Source organism: Phyllobacterium trifolii, assembly GCF_014192095.1.
GTDB classification, from domain to species: domain Bacteria; phylum Pseudomonadota; class Alphaproteobacteria; order Rhizobiales; family Rhizobiaceae; genus Phyllobacterium; species Phyllobacterium trifolii.
Genome location: NZ_JACHXN010000010.1, coordinates 102,258 through 121,402 on the forward strand (window position 1 = coordinate 102,258; position 19,145 = coordinate 121,402).

Consider the following 19,145-nt stretch of genomic DNA (forward strand, 5'->3'; position numbering starts at 1 on the left):
GTTCCTTCACGCAAAACGTTTGATGTCGAGGCTGGCGAGATAGGTCTGCGGGTTGTCCGGGTCGAAGACTTTGCCATCGAAAAAGGTCTCGGCACCTCGCGATGTCGAAGCGGGGACATCCGTTGCGGCAACGCCAAGGGCCGATGCCGCCTCGCGCCAGAGATCCTCCCGATTGACCTTGCCAACCAATGCGTTGATGTCCGTATCCGGCGCAAATTTGCCCCATCGGATATTCTCGGTCAGGAACCATTTTTCATGGCTCTGAAACGGATAAGATGCGTGATCGCGCCAGAATTTCATCAAATGCGGACTGGCCGTCTCGACACGCCCGGAGCCATAGTCATAATCGCCCTTCAACCGTCCAGCGATATCGGTAGCGGGAACATTGAACCAGGCGCGCTTGCCGACGATTGCAGCCAGTTCGTCCTTGTTCGCCATATCGTCAGCCCATTGCTGGGCTTCGAGGACGGCCATTAGCAGCGCCTTGGTCGCAATGGGATTTTTCTCGACCCAATCGGCACGCATGGCGAACGATTTTTCCGGATGCTTGGCCCAGATTTCCGCCGTGTTGATTGCTGTGTAACCGATGCCTTGGTTGACAAGCTGCGCATTCCACGGCTCACCCACACAGAAACAGTCCATAGTACCGACTTTCATGTTGGCAACCATCTGCGGCGGCGGAACCACGATGGTTTCGACATCCTTGTCGGGGTCGATTCCGCCGGCTGCGAGCCAGTAACGAATCCAGAGGTCATGTGTACCGCCCGGGAATGTCATTGCGGCCTTGGCTGGGCTGCCCTCTGCCTTCTTCTTGGCAAAAGCCTCTTTCAGCAAACCAGAATCCGCGCCGACTTTGATATCCGCATAGGCGGCACCAACGGAGATCCCCTGCGCGTCGAGATTGAGCCGCGCGAGAATGACCATCGGTAGAGGCTGATTGTTCTGGGTCACCTTGCCGGTACTGATAAGGTACGGCATCGGAGTGAGGATATGTGCGCCGTCGATACCGTTACCGGCCGAACCCAATACGAGATTGTCGCGTGTTGTGCCCCAGGAGGCCTGCTTGACTACCTCGACATCCGGCATGCCATATTTTGCGAACAGACCTTTTTCCTTGGCGACGATCAATGGTGCGGAGTCGGTGAGCGCAATGAAGCCAAGCGTTGCCTTTGTGGTCTCGGGACCGGCAGCTGCCGCAAAAGCGCCACCAGGAAAAGCAGATTTGGCGGCAGCAAACAGTGCCAGCGTTCCGCCCGCTTTCAGAAGCTTTCGTCTGTGCATGCCAGTCGACAGAATGTCTTTCATAGTATTTCCCCTGAAATGCGTCGGCCTTTGCAGCCGGTTGAGCCATAAAAAAACGCCGCTGGATGGAGTGCATTCCAGGCATACCTGCAGAATGAACTCGCCGAGCGACGTCTGTGTCTTTGAAAGCACCCGATGCCGGTGCCTGCGGTTCCTGTCGTCATTGACGGAACAAAATTATCAATGCAAACGGCGTGCCAACTCTTAATAAAAACAGCAACTAGCTGAAAAAATTACATATTTTTTAGTTTAGCCTTGCAAGAAGCGAGGGGCCTACGAATAATCAAAGCAACAGATTTGTGCAGATAACGTCAGTCGAGTGCGAATTTATTGTGCACAGCACAAAACATGTGCGGTCCTAAACGTCACTCTGGTTCGTGGTTCCGGAGCCGGTATTCCGAATTGGGAAACTTGCAACATAGCCACGAATATCTTCTGGATCGAACGTGGCGCCATCGATGAACACGTCATCCTCAGCGTTTCCCTCTATGCGCACATCCGTCACGGGGATATCGGCGCGGCTTCCAAGCGCGTTGCGATAGAGATCCGGCCGGAAGGCTGAAGCAACCTGCCGATGGGCTTCCAGCGAATAGGCGACCTGCCCCCATCGCACCATCTGGCTGAATATCCATTGGGCCTGACTGATCCACGGGAAATTGGCCCCCTGGCGATGGAAGGTAAAATATTCTGGAACAGTCCGCTCGGTCCCGTTCGGATCAGTAGTGAATTGTCCCACGAGCACCCGGTGGAGAATGTCGAATGGCACGTCGAGATAACGGGGTTCCGCCAAGATCTGCGCCAGTTCACGCCGGTTGTCCGAAACATCGCACCATGCTGCCGCGCGATCGAGCGCCACAATCAACCGTGAGAGTGTTTCGGGATTCTGCTCTGCCCATTCCGGTCTGGCGCCGATGACCTTTTCCGGACTGGAAGGCCAGATATCTTCCTTGACGGCAACGATGCGCCCGACTTCGCGCGACACTGCTACCATATTCCACGGTGCCCCTACGCAGAACCCGTCGATCGCTCCCGCGGATAGGGCGTCGGATGTCATCGGTGGTGGCACCACGACCAGTTTTACATCCTCTTCCGGATGAAGACCGCCAGCTGACAGCCAATAGCGCAATTCATAATTATGCGAGGAGAAGGGATAGGTCATCCCCAAGACCGGCAAAGCCTCGCCCTTTGCTCGCATTTCCTCGATTACCAGTTTGAGCGCTTTGGCATTGGTCAGGGCATCTTCATGTCCAGCAAGACCTGCCTTTTCCTGCATACGACGATAGAGCTCTACGGAAAGCGTGATGGCGTTACCGCCACGCCCGAGCATGAAAGGAGCAATTGCCGGAGAAGGGTTGGACCCGAGGCCTAGCGCTGAGGCGACCGGCATCGGAGCTAGCATATGGGCGATGTCGAACTGGCGGAACGCCAGCCGGTCGCGGATATTGGCCCATGAAACGTCCTTGACCAGGTCGATCTGGATACCTTCGCGAGCGGCAAATCCGAATTCCGACGCGGCAATGAGAACAGCGGCATCGACGAGCGGGATGAACCCGGCGCGAACCAGCTTGGCACTTTCCGTGCGGATCGTGGCAGGAGCTGTTAGCCCGCTCTTGTGCTGATCAATTCCGGTCGGGATGAAACTCATTCTAGTTCTTCCTAACTTCCCAGAATTGCCGCCGCCATGACGACGCTTTGGGCAATATCGGCAAGTTTCTTCTTTTCGTTCATGGCTGTCTGACGCAAAAGCGCATAGGCCTCATCTTCGGTTAATTTGCGCGATTTCATCAGGATTCCTTTGGCCCGGTCGATGATCTTGCGCTCCTCAAGGGCACTCTTGGCGTCGGCCAGTTCCTGCTGCAACCGGCTGAACGCCTTGAAACGGCTGACGGCCATATCAAGGATGGGCTTCACACGTTCTTTCCTCAAACCATCGACCACATAGGCCGAAACACCAGCTTCAACAGCCGCTTCAATAGATAAACTATCCGAGCGATCCACAAACATCGCAATAGGTTTGCGTACAGAGCGCGTTAGCTGAAACAAATGCTCAAGCATATCGCGGTTGGGCGTTTCGATATCGATAACAATGACATCCGGACCGATAATTTCTATCTGCCGCGCCAGTCCGACAATATCGTGCAGCACCACCACGTGCGTATGCCCCGCCTCCCGCAAGCCCTCTTCGATAATAGCGGCGCGGATACGGTTCTCGTCGAAAATCATGATCGACAGGGCTGCATTCATGCCTTATTTTTGCGCATGCACGAATATTGTGCAATGCTACATTAGGCCACACTGATGGAGTAGAATATCAACTTTGCGCAACTAAATTTCCTCTTGGGGTTGAAATTTTCATCCCGGATTCGGGATTTCTTGTGTGAGAATCGGCAGGGTGAGATTCGCATGTATCAAAGCATTCCTATGCCGAAAAAGCAGCAGGCATACAACTCTACCAAGACGGATAGTATCGGCTGTTCGACACTGTCATACTCAAGTTTGCCTCCGTCAATACCTATGGCTAGTTTTATCCGGCCCCTGCAAGATCTACCCTTGGCCAGCTACCCGGGAACCGCCGGCGATGATCACATCGCGACCCGACGGATCGAGACGGGCGGCTGACGATGGAGCGACCTGTCGCTCCATGAAAACCGGAGACGCAAAATGCGCTCAACTATTCTGAAAGCGGCTCTTGCCGCACTCATCACTTCCGCTCCCCTTACAATGGCCTTCGCGGCGCCCGGCCCTACCCGGTATGTACCAAGTGGCCAGCTCAATTCCATTCTTACCGACGTTAACAATGCGGACACGCGGATTTCTCAAGAACGCAGCCAAAGGTTGATGACACCCGCCGAGGCCCATGGTCTCAAGGCCGAACTGTCTTCGATCCGTAAAGACGCAATCGCCGTCAACAGGGATGGTGTGATCCCGATGGGAGAGTATCGGCCATTGATGGGGAAAATCGAGAAGGTGAATGGTCAGTTATTCGGCGAACCGTATTATCGGTGGGACCATCTAAACTAGATACACCGGCTTCCTCCCATCTGGACAACGCCTCCGGGAACGGCCCGGGGGCGTTGCTATTTGGTTCGATTGCATCGCTGTGGACCGCGTTAGCCGCCCCAAAACGATGCGCAGAGAGGACGTCTTATTCGACGGGAGCTGGCTCATGACGCGCACCGTCACTGTCGAAGCGGGCGAAAAGCTGGTGAACGATCTTCACCCGGTCTTCGTTGGGGTAGAACCTGTTGGCCAGGATCACGATGCCCATCCGCTTCTCCGGTACGAAAGCGACATAGGCGCCGAATCCGTTCGTCGATCCTGTCTTGTTGATGAGGACGTCCTGACGCGGTGACATCGGAGGATTTATCCGCTCAACGGGAAGCGCCGGCCTTGACGTTCTCTGGGAATTGCCTTCGAGCAATGCGGGAAGCGCGGCCGGATAGCTATATTGTTCCCATACGAGGTCCTGGGTCATCTCGCCGACCTTGAAATAACCGGCATGCGTATCCCTTATTGCGCGCGCCAGCTTCTCATCCAGAGACACGAGGTTCATATTTGCCTTGAGGAACTGGACCAGATCAGCGGCCGTCGTTCGCACACCGTAAGCCTCCGATGACAGGACTGCATTGCTCATGCGCACGGGCTTGCCCGCTTTCGTGTACCCTTGCGCATAGTCCGCCATCCTGTCCCTCGGGACGTTGATATAGCTGTTGGCCATGCCCATCGGTCGAAACAGCTTCTGTTCGACCAGTGTAGGGAAATCCCCTTTCATGCTGTGCGCCGTTATGTAGCCGAGCATGCCAATACTGGGATTGGCATAGGTCCGGTGGGTGCCGGGCAGGTAAGCCGGCTGCCATTCCTTGAAATATTTCAGCATCTGCCGTTCGTTCGTGACGTTGTCCGGTACTTGCAGCGGAAAGCCTCCCGGCGTGTGCGTCGCCAGATGCAGAATTTCCACATCGCCAAAGGGGCTGCCTTGCAGGGCTGGAACGTACTTGCCTGCCGGCTCGGTCAAGGCGAGATCTCCGTTGGCTTGTGCGTAGGTAGCCAGCGTGGCGGTGAACGTCTTGCTGATTGAACCGATCTCGAACAGCGTTTTGTCTGTTATCGGCTTGCTGCCTTCCTTCGCCATTCTCCCATAGTTGAAAATATAAGATTTCCCATCAAGAACGACCCCGACAGCCATGCCTGGAATATCGTACTGGCTCATGACCGGCTGCACGGCGTCATTTACCCAGACTTCGACGTCATCCCGTTGATTCTCCGCTGCGCCAACAGAGCTTGCTGCTGTGATAGAAACGAATGCAGTCGCAATGATCGGAGCCAGAAGTTTCAGGTTCATCAGCTTTCATCCTTCAAAAAATACACGTCCGGTGCCGCGTGACGGTACACAAGCATCTGTCTACGTCCCGTTGACCAATGCGAGGATGAGCTGGTGGATATTTCCGCCTTCCCTGAGTTCAGTTCGATCAAAATCACGGCTGCGCTGCCGCTGGGTTTGAGACAGTTCGGAAAGGCGCTTCGTCATCTCCGCTCTGATCTTGGTACATTTGGGATCATCGGGCACGGACAAGCCGACCGTTGCAGTCTCGATTGATTTTACCATGTCGCGGATCATATCGCCGTGCACGGCTTCATGACGGCGGATCCCGGCGATAAAGGTCTCCCAGTTGCTGGCGACAGCGTCCGGCAGCTTTCCCGCCGGCTTCGGTATAGTGTAAGTGATTACAAGTTTGGGCTTTGCGGAGACGAGCGTGCAGGCATTGCCCTGGTTCTCGTATTTCCTCGACCATGTCAGGCGGAAATTCGTATGCGCGATGGCGCTCCCGTTGTCACCGGCTCTTGGCCCCCTCTCCCCGATCGATGCGTAAAGCTCAGCGCCGGATTTTCCTGAAACCGCGTAGCTCTCTACTTTTTCGACTGCTTGCCACTCGGCATGTGCAATTTCGGGTAACAAGGCGCAACAGGCAGCCAGCAACGAAAGTTGGACGACTGTTTTCACCAGAATCCCCCCGGATTATCAAAATCGTGAACATGACGCCTTCACCTATCGGCGTTCGGCGCGCCTAGAGACTTGCTCCCTTCCGCCGGGGCGAAAGGGAGCTATAAAAACAATGCCGTCAGTTCGCCGAGGCGAGTGTCATCGACGTGCCGGTGGCAGCAAGATTAAGACCGATCTGACCCGTCACACTGATGGCCTGAAGATGGATCGAGCCTGCCGTGCCGCCAAACAGCACATTGGTGCCGATACCAGCGCCAACTGTCGCTTCCGCCGTAGCGCCGCGATAGATGCCGCCGAGCGAGCCATGATGGTAGCCGGCTGTCGGTGCGAACACGGCCCAGATAAGCCGGCTGCGTGTGGTGAAGCCTACGTCAACGCCGAGCTTCTTGATTGCGCCGCTGTAGTGGTCCGAACGTTCGCCGCTGAGGCTCGAGCGGAAATCGCACTCAATCTCCTTGGCCGAGCCAAGCACATAACCAATGCCGCCGCCAATAGTGCAATCGAGGTACCCGATCTTCACACCACTGTGCAGATCCGGTTCCTGATAGGTCCGGATGGTGTCTGCCGCATTGGCAGCCATCGTGCCGGCAAGAGTCAGCGACGCTGCCGTAAATGCCATCGCAAGAGTCTTTTTCATGATTTTCTCCTTTTTAGTATGACCGGTGCACCGCAATCGGTCGTTCAGCCGACAAATTCAGCAAGCTGTATAGGTCAATGGATGTGTGAGGGCGCAGTAGCAGACAGCCCGCACAGTTCAGCGCCATTGGGACATTTTGAAGGCATTGTGCTGGTCGGATTTGCTGTTCCACAATTCGCATCCCACTGTGCTCATCTGGTCACTCCTTGTTGGTAAAACGGGCATTTCCCAAGCCTGTGCCTATCGTCACGACGCCCCAACGCTCAACGTCTCGCATGAACGGAACCTGTGAGAGCCCCTGCACCACCGCGTCATTGTGCATGATGACAAAGGTGGGATGGTCGCCGATTTTCGGAATGGCTTCAACGAGAGCCGCCGGAAGATTGAAATTCTTGCTCTCCCAATTCCCGCCGGGAAGATTTTGCCCGCCATTCGCGATGGAACCGTCCGGCAGGATCGTACCTGGACAAGCAATTCCAATGACCGGCGCCGGCATAAGACCCGCCTTTTGCGCTTTGGCGACGAGGCGTTCCAGCACGCTTACGATGTGCTCTACGGTTGTGGTGCGGTTGGGCTCATCATCGGCGTGGCGCCAAAGTTCCGATTTCCAAACTCTGGCTTTCGATAGATCGGCTTTGTCCTTGCGGCGTGTTTCGACAACACCAGCGCGAATGTTAGTGCCGCCGATGTCAACGGCGATCAGCGAATCGTGACCCTCAAGCATCCAGGCGGGCATGAGTTGTACTGCACCGATAAGTCCGGCTTCATCCGGATGATGCGCGATCGGCAAAAGCTCGATTTTCAAGCCATCTGATTTCAAGAGCACCATCGCCCGGGCAATGGCCAGTTCCCCGAAAGCGCTTTCTCTCATGCCCCCGCCGACGACGACGCGTTCAGTGCCCTTCCAGCTCTTTTCCTTGAGGAAACGGGCAAGCACCTGGGCGAGCTCACCGGCGAAATCATCGACAGCGCCGAGAATGAGGGCGGCCGCTTCCTTGTCCTTACCCTGCACCAACGCATCGATCTCTTTCTTCGACAGATCCTTTGTCGGCGTATTCCCAAGCGGATCATCGCCGCCGTTTCGGATACGTTTGCGCCAATCGTCTAGTTTCTGCTGGAATGCCGATTTACTGGCCTTGTCGCCAATGAAACCGTCCTTGTCGCGCAGCTTCAAATTGTAGCCGTCGACCGTTACTGACGGCAATGAAGGGGCGCCGTGCGCAACTGGCACAGGATTATCCTGTTTCAAGTTGTCCTGGTGTTTCGTCATGCCTGCCCCTTGCACAAATTTCTACGATGATCGTGACAGGAACGCGGCGGCTTACCCGAAGTTCCAGCCGGATGTCGCACTCACTTGTGATCGTGCTCGTCATGAACGGGGAGATCAAGGCCGAAAGTCGTGATCAGATCGGCGACCTGGGCAGGACTGAGGTAACGTGGATTGAGATTGCGCAGGAGGAGATAAAGCTTCGCTGTCTCTTCCAGCTCTTCGGTGGCAAAAACGGCAGCTTCCAGACTGTCGCCGGCCACAACGGGGCCATGATTGGCCAGAAGCACGGAGGAATATTTGCCCGCAAGCCCACGGATCGCGCCGGCAACTGCAGGATCGCCGGGCCGGTAATAGGGCACGAGGGCGGTCTGGCCGGCGCGCATGAGATAATAGGGTGTCATTGGCGGCAGTGCGGCGCGTGGATCGATCTCGGGCAGCATTGTCAGGGCAACGGCGTGCGTCGAGTGAAGATGGACGACCGCGCGCGCACTTCCGCGAGTCTCGTAAAGGGCGCTGTGCAGCGGAATTTCCTTGGTCGGCTTATCGCCTGAAACCAAGGCTCCTGCAGCATCGAGACGAGAAAGCCGGGCCGGGTCCAGAAAGCCGAGCGAGGCATTCGTCGGTGTCACCAGCCAGCCGCCATCATCAAGCCGCAACGATATATTGCCCGACGAACCGGGTGTCAGCCCCCGCTCGAATAGCGAACGCCCGTATCGGCAGATTTCCTCACGCAGGCGTGCATCAGACATTCGAATCCTCCGGTGTCAGGCAGTTGCACCTTCGATCAACTCAAAACCGAGATCGATAACCTGTGATGGTGCGTTGTCCACGATGAGCTTTGCCGCCAACTGCCCGGTGGCGACGCGCGGCGTGCGTATCGTCGACAGGGCTTGCGGCATAACCCGGCCGAGATCAAGGCCATTATAGCCAAAAATCGCCAGTTGGGACGGGATGACAATTCCTAGCGCCAAACAGTGGAAATAGCCACCGAGCGCCATATCATCATTGGAAAAGTAGACGGCGTCGAGGTCAGGGGTTCTGGCCAGCAGAAGATCGAGACCCAAACGCCCTCTTTCGACTGACGAAGCCTCCCGATAAATTTCCCGATCTGCAAGCGGCACGCCATTCGCACTCAATGTCTCGCAGAAGCTCGAATAGCGTTTGCCGGCACGGGTATCGCGGTCGAGATCATGGCCGACATAGCCTATCCGGCGATAACCACGCTTCAACAGGAACTCGGCGCTCGCACGGCCGGCGGCGCGGTTCGAAAAGCCAACGGCAAGGTCCAGCGCGGTACCATCCACATCGAGCATTTCCACCACCCGGCAATTGGCGGCGCGCAGCATTTTGATCGTGCGCTCGGTATGTTCGTAGCCTGCCAGCATCACGGCCGCAGGCCGCCAGGCGAGCATAGAAGCAACCAGCGCCTCCTCCCTTGCGGGATCATAATCAGTGACAGCAAAAACCGCCTGATATTGATGTTCCTCAAGCGTTGCGCCCGCGCCTCTCAAAACATCGGCAAAAACGATATTGGACAGTGACGGTATGACAAAGGCGACGAGGCGAGACCCGGTCGAGGCCAGCGTACCGGCGATGCGGTTCGGCACATAACCGAGCCGCTCAACGGCTGTCATGACACGATCCCTTGTCTTGCCGGAAAAAGAGCCATGGTTTCTTAAGACGCGCGAAACCGTGCTTTCTCCAACGCCGGCCGCCTCCGCGACCTGCGCAAGCGTTACTGCCGTCTGATTTCTGGAGGTACCCATCCCTCTTCTATTCTTTCCAACGCGCGGTCGACAGACAGCATTTGCCTCAACTACTTCCCTAGTAAAGTTTTTTTGGCAGCGCTACCATTTTATGGTTGGCAGCGCTGCCATCCGTGGTTTATCACTTCAGGGGCGATCGTTGGATCCCGTGGTGCGCCACTCGGATAACCCCAGACCGGAGGATATGTTTATGTCAGAGCCCAATGCGGTCCGCCAAAATGCCGTTGTGGCGGCGGTAATCGGACTTGGTTCAATGGGGATGGGGATGGCCAAATCCATGCACCATGCCGGTATTGACGTGATCGGCTGTGACATTGCACCCGCGGCCGTCGATCGGTTCATAGCGGATGGCGGGCGTGGCGCGACCACAGCCGCCGGCGCCGCCAAAGGTGCCGATATCGTTGTGTCCGTGGTCGTAAACGGTGCGCAAACCGAGGCCATACTGTTCGGGCCAGACGGCATCGCCGCTACAATGAAACCCGGCGCTGTGTTCATCTCGTCCGCAACGATGGATCCTGCTGTCGCACGGGATCTTGCGCAACGAGTCGAGGCTCTCGGCCTTCATTATCTGGACGCCCCGATATCCGGAGGCGCGGCAAAGGCGGCGAGCGGCGAACTGACGATCATGGCGTCAGGCTCCAGACAGGCCTTCGAGCTTGCCCGTACGGCTCTTGATGCCATGGCAGGCAAGGTCTACGAACTCGGCGATGCAGCCGGAGCCGGTGCGGCCTTCAAGATGGTCAACCAGCTGCTAGCCGGCGTCCACATCGCCGCCGCCTGCGAGGCAATAACCTTCGCTGCCAAACAGGGGCTCGATCTCGACAAGGTATATGAGGTAATTACCGCTTCCGCCGGCAACTCCTGGATGTTCGAAAACCGGGTACCGCACGTGCTGGCGGGAGACTATACACCCCTCAGCACGGTCGAGATTTTCGTCAAGGATCTTGGCATCGTCCAGGATATGGCACGGGCAGAGCGTTATCCGGTGCCGCTCGTCGCTGCGGCTTTGCAAATGTATCTGGCAGCCTCCGATGCCGGCATGGGTCACGATGATGACGCGTCTCTTGCACGGATATATGCCAGCCTGTCCGGTGCAAGGCTGCCGGATGCGAAACCCAAGGGTTGAGAAGGAAAGCGCTGATGCCGGTATTTGCCGCCAACCTGTCAATGATGTTTAACGAGTGGCCGTTCCTTGATCGCTTCGCCGCTGCTGCCGATGCCGGTTTCACTGCGGTTGAATATCTGTTTCCCTACGAGTTTCCGCCAGAAGCGATCTCCGAAAGGCTCGTCCGCAACAATCTTCAGCAAGCCCTGTTCAACCTTCCCCCGGGCGACTGGGCCGCGGGTGAGCGCGGTATAGCCGCGCTGCCCGGGCGGTTCGATGCCTTGAAGTCGGATGTGGAGCGGGCGCTCGACTATGCATTGGCGACCGGCGTAAAGCGGCTGCACCTGATGGCCGGCATTGCGGATCCCCATGACGAGACGGCCCCATCCTGTTACCGGCGCTCGGTCACCTACACAGCCGGCCAGCTTGCCGAAGCCGGTATCGACCTGTTGCTCGAGCCGATCAACGGGAGGAACATGCCAGGATATTACCTCAATGATTTCAGCGCAGCCGAAGAGCTCATCACCGAACTCGATCTGCCGAACCTGAAACTGCAGTTCGATATCTATCATCGTCAGATCATGCACGGCGATGTGGCCATGGCCTTGCGACGCCTCATGCCGATCGTCGGACACATCCAGATTGCCAGCGTTCCCTCGCGCCACGAGCCAGATGGGGAGGAGTTGAACTATCCCTATCTGTTCGGTGAGATCGACCGGCTTGGCTATGGCGGTTTCATCGGCTGCGAATACATCCCGAGAGCCAAAACACTGGATGGCTTGAACTGGTTCGAACCCTTCAGACGGAGCTAGACGATGGCTATCTTGCTTGGATCAATCGCGGATGATTACACAGGGGCGTCCGATCTCGCCAATACGCTGACGAAAAGTGGCCTGCGTACGATCCAGACCGTAGGCATACCCGACGCCGCGTTGGACCTGCCCGACGTCGATGCAGTCGTGGTCGCGCTGAAGATCCGCTCCGTGACTGCAGCGGATGCTGTGTCCGCCGCATCGCAGGCGTATCGATGGCTGGAGGGGCATGGTGCCAAACACGTAATGTACAAAATCTGCTCGACATTCGATTCGACGGATGCGGGCAATATCGGTCCGGTCACTGAAGCACTCCGTAACATAGCAGAAAGCGGGACAGTCTTCGTGACGCCGGCCTTTCCGGAGACGGGGCGCACGGTCTATTTCGGCCATCTCTTCGTTAACGGACAACCGCTGAACGAAAGCCCCCTGAAAGATCATCCTCTCAATCCGATGCACGATGCCAATCTGGTACGCGTCATGGCAAGGCAGTCGCAGGGTACCGTGGGCCTCGTCGATCTGACGACGGTCGCGGCCGGACCAGCGGCTGTGAAGGCGCGTCTCGATGACTTACGCGTGCAGGGCTTCACCACAGCAATCGCCGACGCAATCGTTGAACGCGATCTCGAAACACTCGGTGATGTCGCGGTCGAAATGGGGATCTCAACCGGAGCATCCGGTCTGGGGCTTGGACTTGCCCGCGCTCTTGTAAAATCCGGTCAGGTGCCATTGCAGACGGGAACGACAGATGGTGCCATGCGTCCCGTCGGCGGACTGGCCGCCATTGTTGCCGGCAGCTGCTCCCGGGCGACACTCGAGCAGCTGGAAGTTGCCGAGCGGTCCATGCCCGTTCTGAGGCTTGACAGCGAGAAGCTGATTGCAGGTTCAGACGAAATAGCGGCGGCTCTTAGCTGGGCTGGCGAACGCATTTCAGCTGGTCCTGTCGCTATCGCGGCAAGTGCGTCACCCGAAACGGTTTCCTGGCTCCAGTCGCGATACGGACGTGAGGCATCGGGCCATGCGATCGAGACCGCAACGTCGACTATCGCAGCCGAACTCGTGGCAAGGGGCGTACGGCGTCTGGTGGTCGCAGGCGGCGAAACCTCAGGCGCAGTGGTGGATCGGCTTGCCATTCCGGCTTTCCTGATCGGGCCCGAAATTGCACCGGGCGTGCCAGTCCTGCGTACAGTGGGGAATGCGCAGGAAGATATGCTCATGGCTCTCAAATCGGGAAACTTTGGAGGCAAGGACTTCTTTGCAACCGCTCTGACCATGATGCGTTAAAGACAATAGCGCGGGCAGTTGATGGAGGCGGCGATGACGACCGAACCCAAAGCATTGATGGTTCACATCTGCGGAAGGGTGCAGGGCGTAGGTTTTCGCTACTGGACGCAGTCGGAGGCAAAAAAGCTCGGCCTGAGCGGCTGGGTGCGCAATGGCAGTGACGGCTCGGTCACCGCCCGCATCGCCGGGCCGGAACAAGCTGTATCCACGATGCTGCAACGCTTCAAAGAAGGACCGCAAGCAGCTTCGGTTTCGAGCGTCACCAGCGAAGCCGTCGATGGCGACCAGCCGGCTGACGGTTTCAACATCGTCAGTTAGGACTGCCTGCCTACAATGATTTGCCCTACGCTCAGGGTGCCGCGTAAGACCAATCCGCGGGAACAATACCCGAGTCGATCGCTCTTCCCGCGTAATATTTCCAAAGCTTGTGGACATGTCTGTCGCGATTGAACGTACGTCCAAAGTCTTCCAGTTCGCCCGCCGTAAGCGGCTCAACCTCTCCCAGCATGTGGGCGTCGTACAATGCCTTGGCGTTCTCAACGAAGTGGATCGAATCGATCAAGAGATGCTTGACCGATTCGGCGACAATCACCTGACCATGGGCCCTGATCTGCAGCGCCTGCTTTTGCCCCAGCGTCTTCGCGAGCGCCCTGCCAAGAGTGGCATCGCTCACGTGACTTGGATCCGGGTGAACGGGAATACCGCTCGCCCAGCGGATTGCATGGTTTTTGACAGGCAAAAGCGGCCGGTTCTTAACAATCGTGAACGTCGTTGCGAGATCATCGTGGAAATGCGCGACAGCCTGAACATCCGGCCTTGCCCGGAGTATTTCGGTGTGGAGGTACACTTCAGCCGGGGCGCGAATACCTTCCGGACCGGCCACCACGACACCATCGAGATCACAGATCAACAGGTCGTCACGCCGCAAGGAAGCACGGCTTTGATCGAACGACTGGATCAACAGATGCTTTCCGTCCGGCAGCCGCGCACTCACATGGCCGCTATAGCCAAGAATGTCGAGACTGTTGAGGATAAGCGTACAAGCGGCGACCTCTTCGCGCAATTTCTGCTCAACGCTTCCAGACAGGGGTGGCTGATTAATGGTCATTGTAGCTCCTGGGCATAGATTTCATGCGCATCATTCGAACAGCATGCCGCGGTAAAGGGGGATGGAGAGGATCATCTCGAAGCTGAGCCAAAGGAACAGTGCGATCGAAGCTGCGATCAGGATACTGAACTTGACGCTCTTGCGGCCCTCGACGATCATGTAAGATGCGACATAGGCCGGCACTGCAGGGAGAATGCCGACTATCATGACGGCAGCTGTAAATGCAGCGACCCAACCGACGGCCAATAGTTCCTTTTGCCCTGAAGGATGTTCTTCGCCTTCATCGCCTGCCGACTTCGGAACGCCCGGCAATCCGCTTGCCGGGTTGAGATAGCGCCGGACCAATTCTCCGGTCGAGGTGGAGGTCCGCGAAAGTATATCCAGCGCAATCAAGACGATCAGGACATAACCGATGAGAAGCGGGACTTCTCGCGAAGCCGGAGGATAGCCATAGGCCGCGACAATGAATATCAGCGTAACTGCAAGAAACACCAGCGGCGGGCCAAAATTCTCGGCAAGCGCCGAAAAGCTCTTTCGGGGAGCGCTCATGATACTTCCTCGACTGAATGGCGCCGCTGCAAGAGCGTACGTATCATTGGATAGGTCAAAGCCATGACGATCAGGGCAAACAGCAGCGCGGAAATCGGCCGTGTCACGAAGATCGACCAGCTGCCACCCGAGATCATCATCGCCTGCGCGAAACTGCGTTCGGCAAGCTCGCCGAGCACCAATGCGATGACCAGCGGCAACCGCGGATAATCGAAACGGATCAAGAGATAACCGATCACGCCGAAGACAAAGGCAAGCACGATATCACCGGGCAGCGAGTTATTGGCGTAGGCACCGACGAACGAGATCGCAATGACCGACGGAACCAGGATATGCGCATCGAGCCGCGTAATCATCGCGAGAGGCCGGACCATCATCAATCCGATCACCGATGCGAGAATCGACGACAGCGTAAGGGTGAGGATAAGACCGTAGATCTCCGCCTCATGATGCAGGATCATCGTTGGTCCGGGTTCCATCCCGTGCAGCACGAGAACACCGAGCAGCACCGCCATTTCGGCTGTACCGGGAATGCCGAATGCGAGCGTCGGGATGAGGTTGCCGCCATCCTTGGCGTTATTGGCGGCCTCCGGTGCGATCACGCCTTCGATGTTGCCCTTGCCGAAGCTTTCCGGATTTTTGGATGCCTGAACCGTACTGAAATAAGCGAGGAACGCAGCAACGGTGCCGCCGACGCCGGGTATGGCCCCCACTAGCGTTCCGATCAGCGAACCGCGCAGAAGGGTCTTCCAATATTTGAACGAAGCCCAGACGCCATCGAGTGTTCCCGTCAGGCCGACCTGCCCCTTGTCCTTGGCGATCGAGCCGCCCTTGGCCGAAAGCTCGATCATTTCAGGAAAAGCGAACAGGCCGATCATCGCCGGTGCGAGCGGGATGCCTTCCCACAAATGCTCTATGCCAAATGTGAACCTCGTCCCGCCATTGACATTGTCGAAGCCGATAAACGCGAATAGCAGCCCGATGCCGCCGACGATCATGGCGCGAAGCATGCGCCCTGGTGCGCAGGCTGCGATCGTCACAAGGCCAAGGGTTGCCAGCAGGAAGAATTCCGATGGACCAAAGGCAAGCACGATCTTCTTGGATATGGGAATAACCAGCAACAACGTGAACACGCCGATGACCCCGCCCACCGACGAGGCGCTGGCGGAAGCACCAAGCGCCAGTCCTGCCTTGCCTTGTTGTGCGAGCGGATAGCCATCGAGACAGGTTGCTGCATTTGGAGCGCCACCCGGCAGGTTGATAAGGATCGACGTGACCGACCCACCGAAGGATACGGCGCCCATGAGCCCGCCGGCGAGCGAGAGTGCTGAATACGGATCAAGACCGACCGTCATCGGTCCGAATACGGCAAGCGCAGTGGTGCCGCCCATACCGGGAACGACACCGACGACAAGCCCAATCAACATTCCAATGGTCAGGAAAAGCAGAGACTGGAATGTAAATACGTTGCCAGCAGCGGTTAGCGCGACATCAAGCATGGATATTCCTCGAACAGATTACAGCCTAGTTGGCAGGGCCCAGATACTTGCTGTAGCGCTCGTAGAAGTTGAATTGGCCTTCCAAGATTCCCTTGGCGGATGCTGCATCGCCAGGTTCGACCGCAATGCCGCTTTCTTTCGACCATGTCGCCATCGCCGGGTCCTGCATCGCCGCCATAAGGCTCTCGGAAAGGGTCTTGGCCACCTCTGGCGGCAGATCTGGAGGACCGGCTACCAGACGTCCGACTGACAGTTTCGACAGATCGGGCTGGCCCATTTCGATGGCGTTTTGAGCGCCCGGTACCGACGATTTTTCCTCGAAGGTTCCGATGATCCGCAATTCGCCGGATTCGACGAATTTCTCCATGACCGGCAGAGGACCGATCACAGCATCCCCGTCGCCGCGAATGACCGCGAGCACATAATCATTGCTGCCCTTGTAACCCGAGATGATTTCACGCTTGATACCAAGCATGTCGGTGGCAATCATCGTCGCCGAATAGGCGGTCGACGAAGGTCCTGAAGCGGTGAATTTCACCGGACGATCAAGTGCCTTCAAATCCGCGACCGTTTTATAGGGCGACGCTGTAGGCACGCCGACGCCGTAACCATCCTGCCCGAAACTGCCGAGCCAGGTCATCTTTTTCAGATCATACTGCAGATCGCTGTCGCCTCTGATCTGTGGAACAAGCATGCCCGGTATGTTGAAGATGCCGATCGTGTAGCCATCGGGTTTTGCGCGATAGACCTGTGCGGCGCCCCGCGCACCCCCCGCGGCTGGAATGTTTGTCGGGACAATGTTGACGGACTGCGGCAGGTGACGCTCAAGGATTGGCGCAACGGCCCGCACGTAGGTGTCGAAACCACCGCCCGGGCTGACGGGTATGACGAATTGGATGTTCTTGGCCGGAAAATCCGCAGCCATCGCCACAGGGGCAGTCACCATGCCGACGCAGGTGGTAAGTGCTGCGAGCAACTTGTTCATTAATCTCTCCTCCATGTCCTCCGCGGGGAACGTCACATCGTGACCTAGCGGTGACAAGAACAAATTTTAGCTATCTGCCCCATGGAAATTAGCTGGCAAGCTTCGATCGATTCGATCAGGCTATGTGAATCCCGTAGAGTGTCGCGAGTTCATTGCCACCTTGCCAGACCATGTCGAGGGCGACGTAGACGATGATCGCCAAGCCAATCCAGCCAATCCACTTGTATCTGTTGAGGAGCTTCGCAACGAACGACGATGCCAGTCCCATCACCAGAACGGACAGGATCAATCCGAATATCAGCGCGTGCATATTTTCCTTGGCCGCCCCGGCGACAGCCAGCACATTGTCGAGGGACATGGATACATCGGCAAGTATGATCTGAAAGATGGCCTGGCGGAACATCTTGGGTTTGATGGCGAGCGCGCCGCCGCCATCGACTGCTGCACGATGACCTTCATCATCCTCCCCAGAAGCACGTAGCTCCTGCAGCATCGTCCAGCAGATCCACAGGAGAAGCAGGCCGCCGGCGAATGTGATACCAGTGATTGCGAGGAGCTTGACCGCCGTCACCGCGAAAACGATCCGAATGACCGCAGCTGCTGCAATGCCGGCGGCAATGGCCTTGCCACGCATATCGTTGGCGAGACCTGCCGCCGCCATGGCGATGACGATCACGTTGTCTCCTGACAGAAGCACGTTGATCATAATCACTTCGAAATAAGCGGTAATGGTGGCTTGATCTAAATGGAACGGCATCGTTGGGTAGTCTCGCTTTAGTTGTGGGTGAAACGCATCACAGTCTGGGGAATTGTCCGCCTGATATAGGCGCTAACTGGCGACGCTCGATTTCTCATAGTCCTGCATACGCGTCTTCAATCTGGTTTCCAGGATGGCCAGAAATGCGCGTACCTTCTTTGGTACGAACCGGCTCTTCGGATAGAATGCCTTGATCACCCGATCAGAAACGACGTCTCCGTCAAAAATCGAAACCAGTTGCCCCGTCTGGATTTCAGCAGCAACGCTATAAAGTGGCAGGCGCACGATGCCGGCCCCTTCAACCGCTGCGAGCAAAATCGCGCCCTCAAGGTTGGAATGAAACGTTCCGTCGACAGGAACGGCAACATCCTCGCCATCGGATCTGATTTGCCAGATCTTGGGATCTCGTTTCTGCGTCATATGGACAAGGCAATTGTGGTTTTGAAGATCGAGCGGATGATTCGGCATTCCATGGCGAACAAAATAACCCGGCGCCGCACAAATGGCATAGGGGGCCGGGCCGAGTTTGCGTTCGAAAAGGCCGCTGTGAAACGACTCATCATCTTCAAAATGACGACTGCCGACGACGACGTCCACCCCTCGCTCCATGAGGCTCACCGAATTCACGCTGACGGTAAGTTCCACTTTCACGGCAGGGTATCCCGTATTGAAATCGATGATGGCCGGGACGACCAGCCCCTGCCCTACCCCCGGTGTGGTGTGTATCCTGAGATTTCCGATCAGCTCACTGCTGAGCCCGCTGGCATCCGCCTTGGCCGCATCGAGTTCCGCGAGTATCCGGACGCAATGTTCGAACAGCACACTGCCAGCGTCGGTCAGAAACACCTTGTGCGTCGAGCGGTGCAGCAGTGTCAGGGCCAGAGAATTTTCGAGCTGAGTGACGTGTTTGCTCATATAGGACGGCGACTTTGCGAAGATCTTTGCCGCTTCGGTAAAGCTGCCATACTGGACGACACGTGTGAATATAACGATGTCATTGAGGTCCAGCCCATCGAAACTTGACCGGGCAGCACCGGCAGACTGGCTCGGTTCCTGGGCTTTTGCCATT

General features: G+C 57.0%; 20 protein-coding genes. 5 read left to right on the plus strand and 15 right to left on the minus strand.

Going from position 1 to position 19,145, the window contains the following annotated elements:
* Positions 1-6: 6 nt before the first annotated feature.
* From FHS21_RS16290 to FHS21_RS16300, 3 genes are all read right to left on the minus strand, one after another.
* The gene (locus FHS21_RS16290; protein ID WP_183662991.1) at positions 7-1,305 is read right to left on the minus strand and encodes a CmpA/NrtA family ABC transporter substrate-binding protein; all 1,299 of its coding nucleotides are present in this window, start codon (positions 1,303-1,305) and stop codon (positions 7-9) included.
* Between the two features lie 355 nt (positions 1,306-1,660).
* Positions 1,661-2,947, minus strand: coding sequence for a CmpA/NrtA family ABC transporter substrate-binding protein (locus FHS21_RS16295; protein ID WP_183662992.1), 1,287 nt, complete (start codon positions 2,945-2,947; stop codon positions 1,661-1,663).
* An 11-nt stretch (positions 2,948-2,958) separates the two neighbouring features.
* A complete protein-coding gene (locus tag FHS21_RS16300; protein WP_183662994.1) occupies positions 2,959-3,546 on the minus strand; it encodes an ANTAR domain-containing response regulator in 588 nt (195 codons plus the stop codon).
* A 417-nt stretch (positions 3,547-3,963) separates the two neighbouring features.
* Between FHS21_RS16300 and FHS21_RS16305 the strand changes: the two genes are divergently transcribed.
* Positions 3,964-4,323, plus strand: coding sequence for a hypothetical protein (locus FHS21_RS16305; protein WP_183662996.1), 360 nt, complete (start codon positions 3,964-3,966; stop codon positions 4,321-4,323).
* A gap of 124 nt (positions 4,324-4,447) precedes the next feature.
* Here the strand turns inward: FHS21_RS16305 and ampC are convergent, their stop codons facing one another.
* The 6 genes from ampC to FHS21_RS16335 form a co-directional block, all read right to left on the minus strand.
* Complete coding sequence (ampC, locus tag FHS21_RS16310) at positions 4,448-5,644, minus strand: class C beta-lactamase (protein WP_183662998.1); 1,197 nt, start codon at positions 5,642-5,644, stop codon at positions 4,448-4,450.
* 60 nt (positions 5,645-5,704) lie between these two features.
* Complete coding sequence (locus FHS21_RS16315; protein ID WP_183663001.1) at positions 5,705-6,304, minus strand: DUF922 domain-containing Zn-dependent protease; 600 nt, start codon at positions 6,302-6,304, stop codon at positions 5,705-5,707.
* A gap of 118 nt (positions 6,305-6,422) precedes the next feature.
* A complete protein-coding gene (locus tag FHS21_RS16320) occupies positions 6,423-6,941 on the minus strand; it encodes a DUF992 domain-containing protein (protein ID WP_183663004.1) in 519 nt (172 codons plus the stop codon).
* Between the two features lie 199 nt (positions 6,942-7,140).
* Positions 7,141-8,211, minus strand: coding sequence for an ROK family protein (locus tag FHS21_RS16325; protein WP_183663007.1), 1,071 nt, complete (start codon positions 8,209-8,211; stop codon positions 7,141-7,143).
* Between the two features lie 80 nt (positions 8,212-8,291).
* A complete protein-coding gene (otnC, locus tag FHS21_RS16330) occupies positions 8,292-8,960 on the minus strand; it encodes a 3-oxo-tetronate 4-phosphate decarboxylase (protein ID WP_183663010.1) in 669 nt (222 codons plus the stop codon).
* Between the two features lie 15 nt (positions 8,961-8,975).
* Positions 8,976-9,977 (minus strand): LacI family DNA-binding transcriptional regulator, encoded by a 1,002-nt coding sequence (locus FHS21_RS16335; RefSeq protein WP_183663013.1) that lies wholly within the window; start codon positions 9,975-9,977, stop codon positions 8,976-8,978.
* A gap of 190 nt (positions 9,978-10,167) precedes the next feature.
* Here FHS21_RS16335 and ltnD point away from each other — a divergent pair, with 190 nt between their 5' ends.
* Genes ltnD through FHS21_RS16355 form a run of 4 tightly spaced genes read left to right on the plus strand, consistent with a single transcriptional unit; the run spans position 10,168 to position 13,496 of the window.
* The gene (ltnD, locus tag FHS21_RS16340; RefSeq protein WP_183663016.1) at positions 10,168-11,103 is read left to right on the plus strand and encodes an L-threonate dehydrogenase; all 936 of its coding nucleotides are present in this window, start codon (positions 10,168-10,170) and stop codon (positions 11,101-11,103) included.
* Between the two features lie 14 nt (positions 11,104-11,117).
* A complete protein-coding gene (otnI, locus tag FHS21_RS16345) occupies positions 11,118-11,894 on the plus strand; it encodes a 2-oxo-tetronate isomerase (protein WP_183663019.1) in 777 nt (258 codons plus the stop codon).
* A gap of 3 nt (positions 11,895-11,897) precedes the next feature.
* Entirely contained in the window at positions 11,898-13,178 is a 1,281-nt protein-coding gene (otnK, locus tag FHS21_RS16350) for a 3-oxo-tetronate kinase (RefSeq protein WP_183663022.1), read from the plus strand.
* A 33-nt stretch (positions 13,179-13,211) separates the two neighbouring features.
* Positions 13,212-13,496: an acylphosphatase gene (locus FHS21_RS16355; protein ID WP_183663025.1), complete on the plus strand. Its 285-nt coding sequence runs from the start codon at positions 13,212-13,214 to the stop codon at positions 13,494-13,496.
* 31 nt (positions 13,497-13,527) lie between these two features.
* Here the strand turns inward: FHS21_RS16355 and FHS21_RS16360 are convergent, their stop codons facing one another.
* From FHS21_RS16360 to FHS21_RS16385, 6 genes are all read right to left on the minus strand, one after another.
* A complete protein-coding gene (locus FHS21_RS16360; RefSeq protein WP_112531469.1) occupies positions 13,528-14,286 on the minus strand; it encodes a class II aldolase/adducin family protein in 759 nt (252 codons plus the stop codon).
* Between the two features lie 30 nt (positions 14,287-14,316).
* Complete coding sequence (locus FHS21_RS16365; protein ID WP_112531468.1) at positions 14,317-14,835, minus strand: tripartite tricarboxylate transporter TctB family protein; 519 nt, start codon at positions 14,833-14,835, stop codon at positions 14,317-14,319.
* Entirely contained in the window at positions 14,832-16,334 is a 1,503-nt protein-coding gene (locus tag FHS21_RS16370; RefSeq protein WP_112531467.1) for a tripartite tricarboxylate transporter permease, read from the minus strand. Before FHS21_RS16370 ends, FHS21_RS16365 begins: the two co-directional genes overlap by 4 nt.
* A 25-nt stretch (positions 16,335-16,359) precedes the next feature.
* Positions 16,360-17,319, minus strand: a complete 960-nt coding sequence (locus FHS21_RS16375) for a Bug family tripartite tricarboxylate transporter substrate binding protein (RefSeq protein ID WP_183663027.1) — start codon at positions 17,317-17,319, stop codon at positions 16,360-16,362.
* Between the two features lie 115 nt (positions 17,320-17,434).
* Positions 17,435-18,076 (minus strand): YjbE family putative metal transport protein, encoded by a 642-nt coding sequence (locus tag FHS21_RS16380; RefSeq protein WP_183663031.1) that lies wholly within the window; start codon positions 18,074-18,076, stop codon positions 17,435-17,437.
* 72 nt (positions 18,077-18,148) lie between these two features.
* Positions 18,149-19,144: a LysR family transcriptional regulator gene (locus tag FHS21_RS16385; RefSeq protein ID WP_183663034.1), complete on the minus strand. Its 996-nt coding sequence runs from the start codon at positions 19,142-19,144 to the stop codon at positions 18,149-18,151.
* Position 19,145 lies beyond the last annotated feature (1 nt).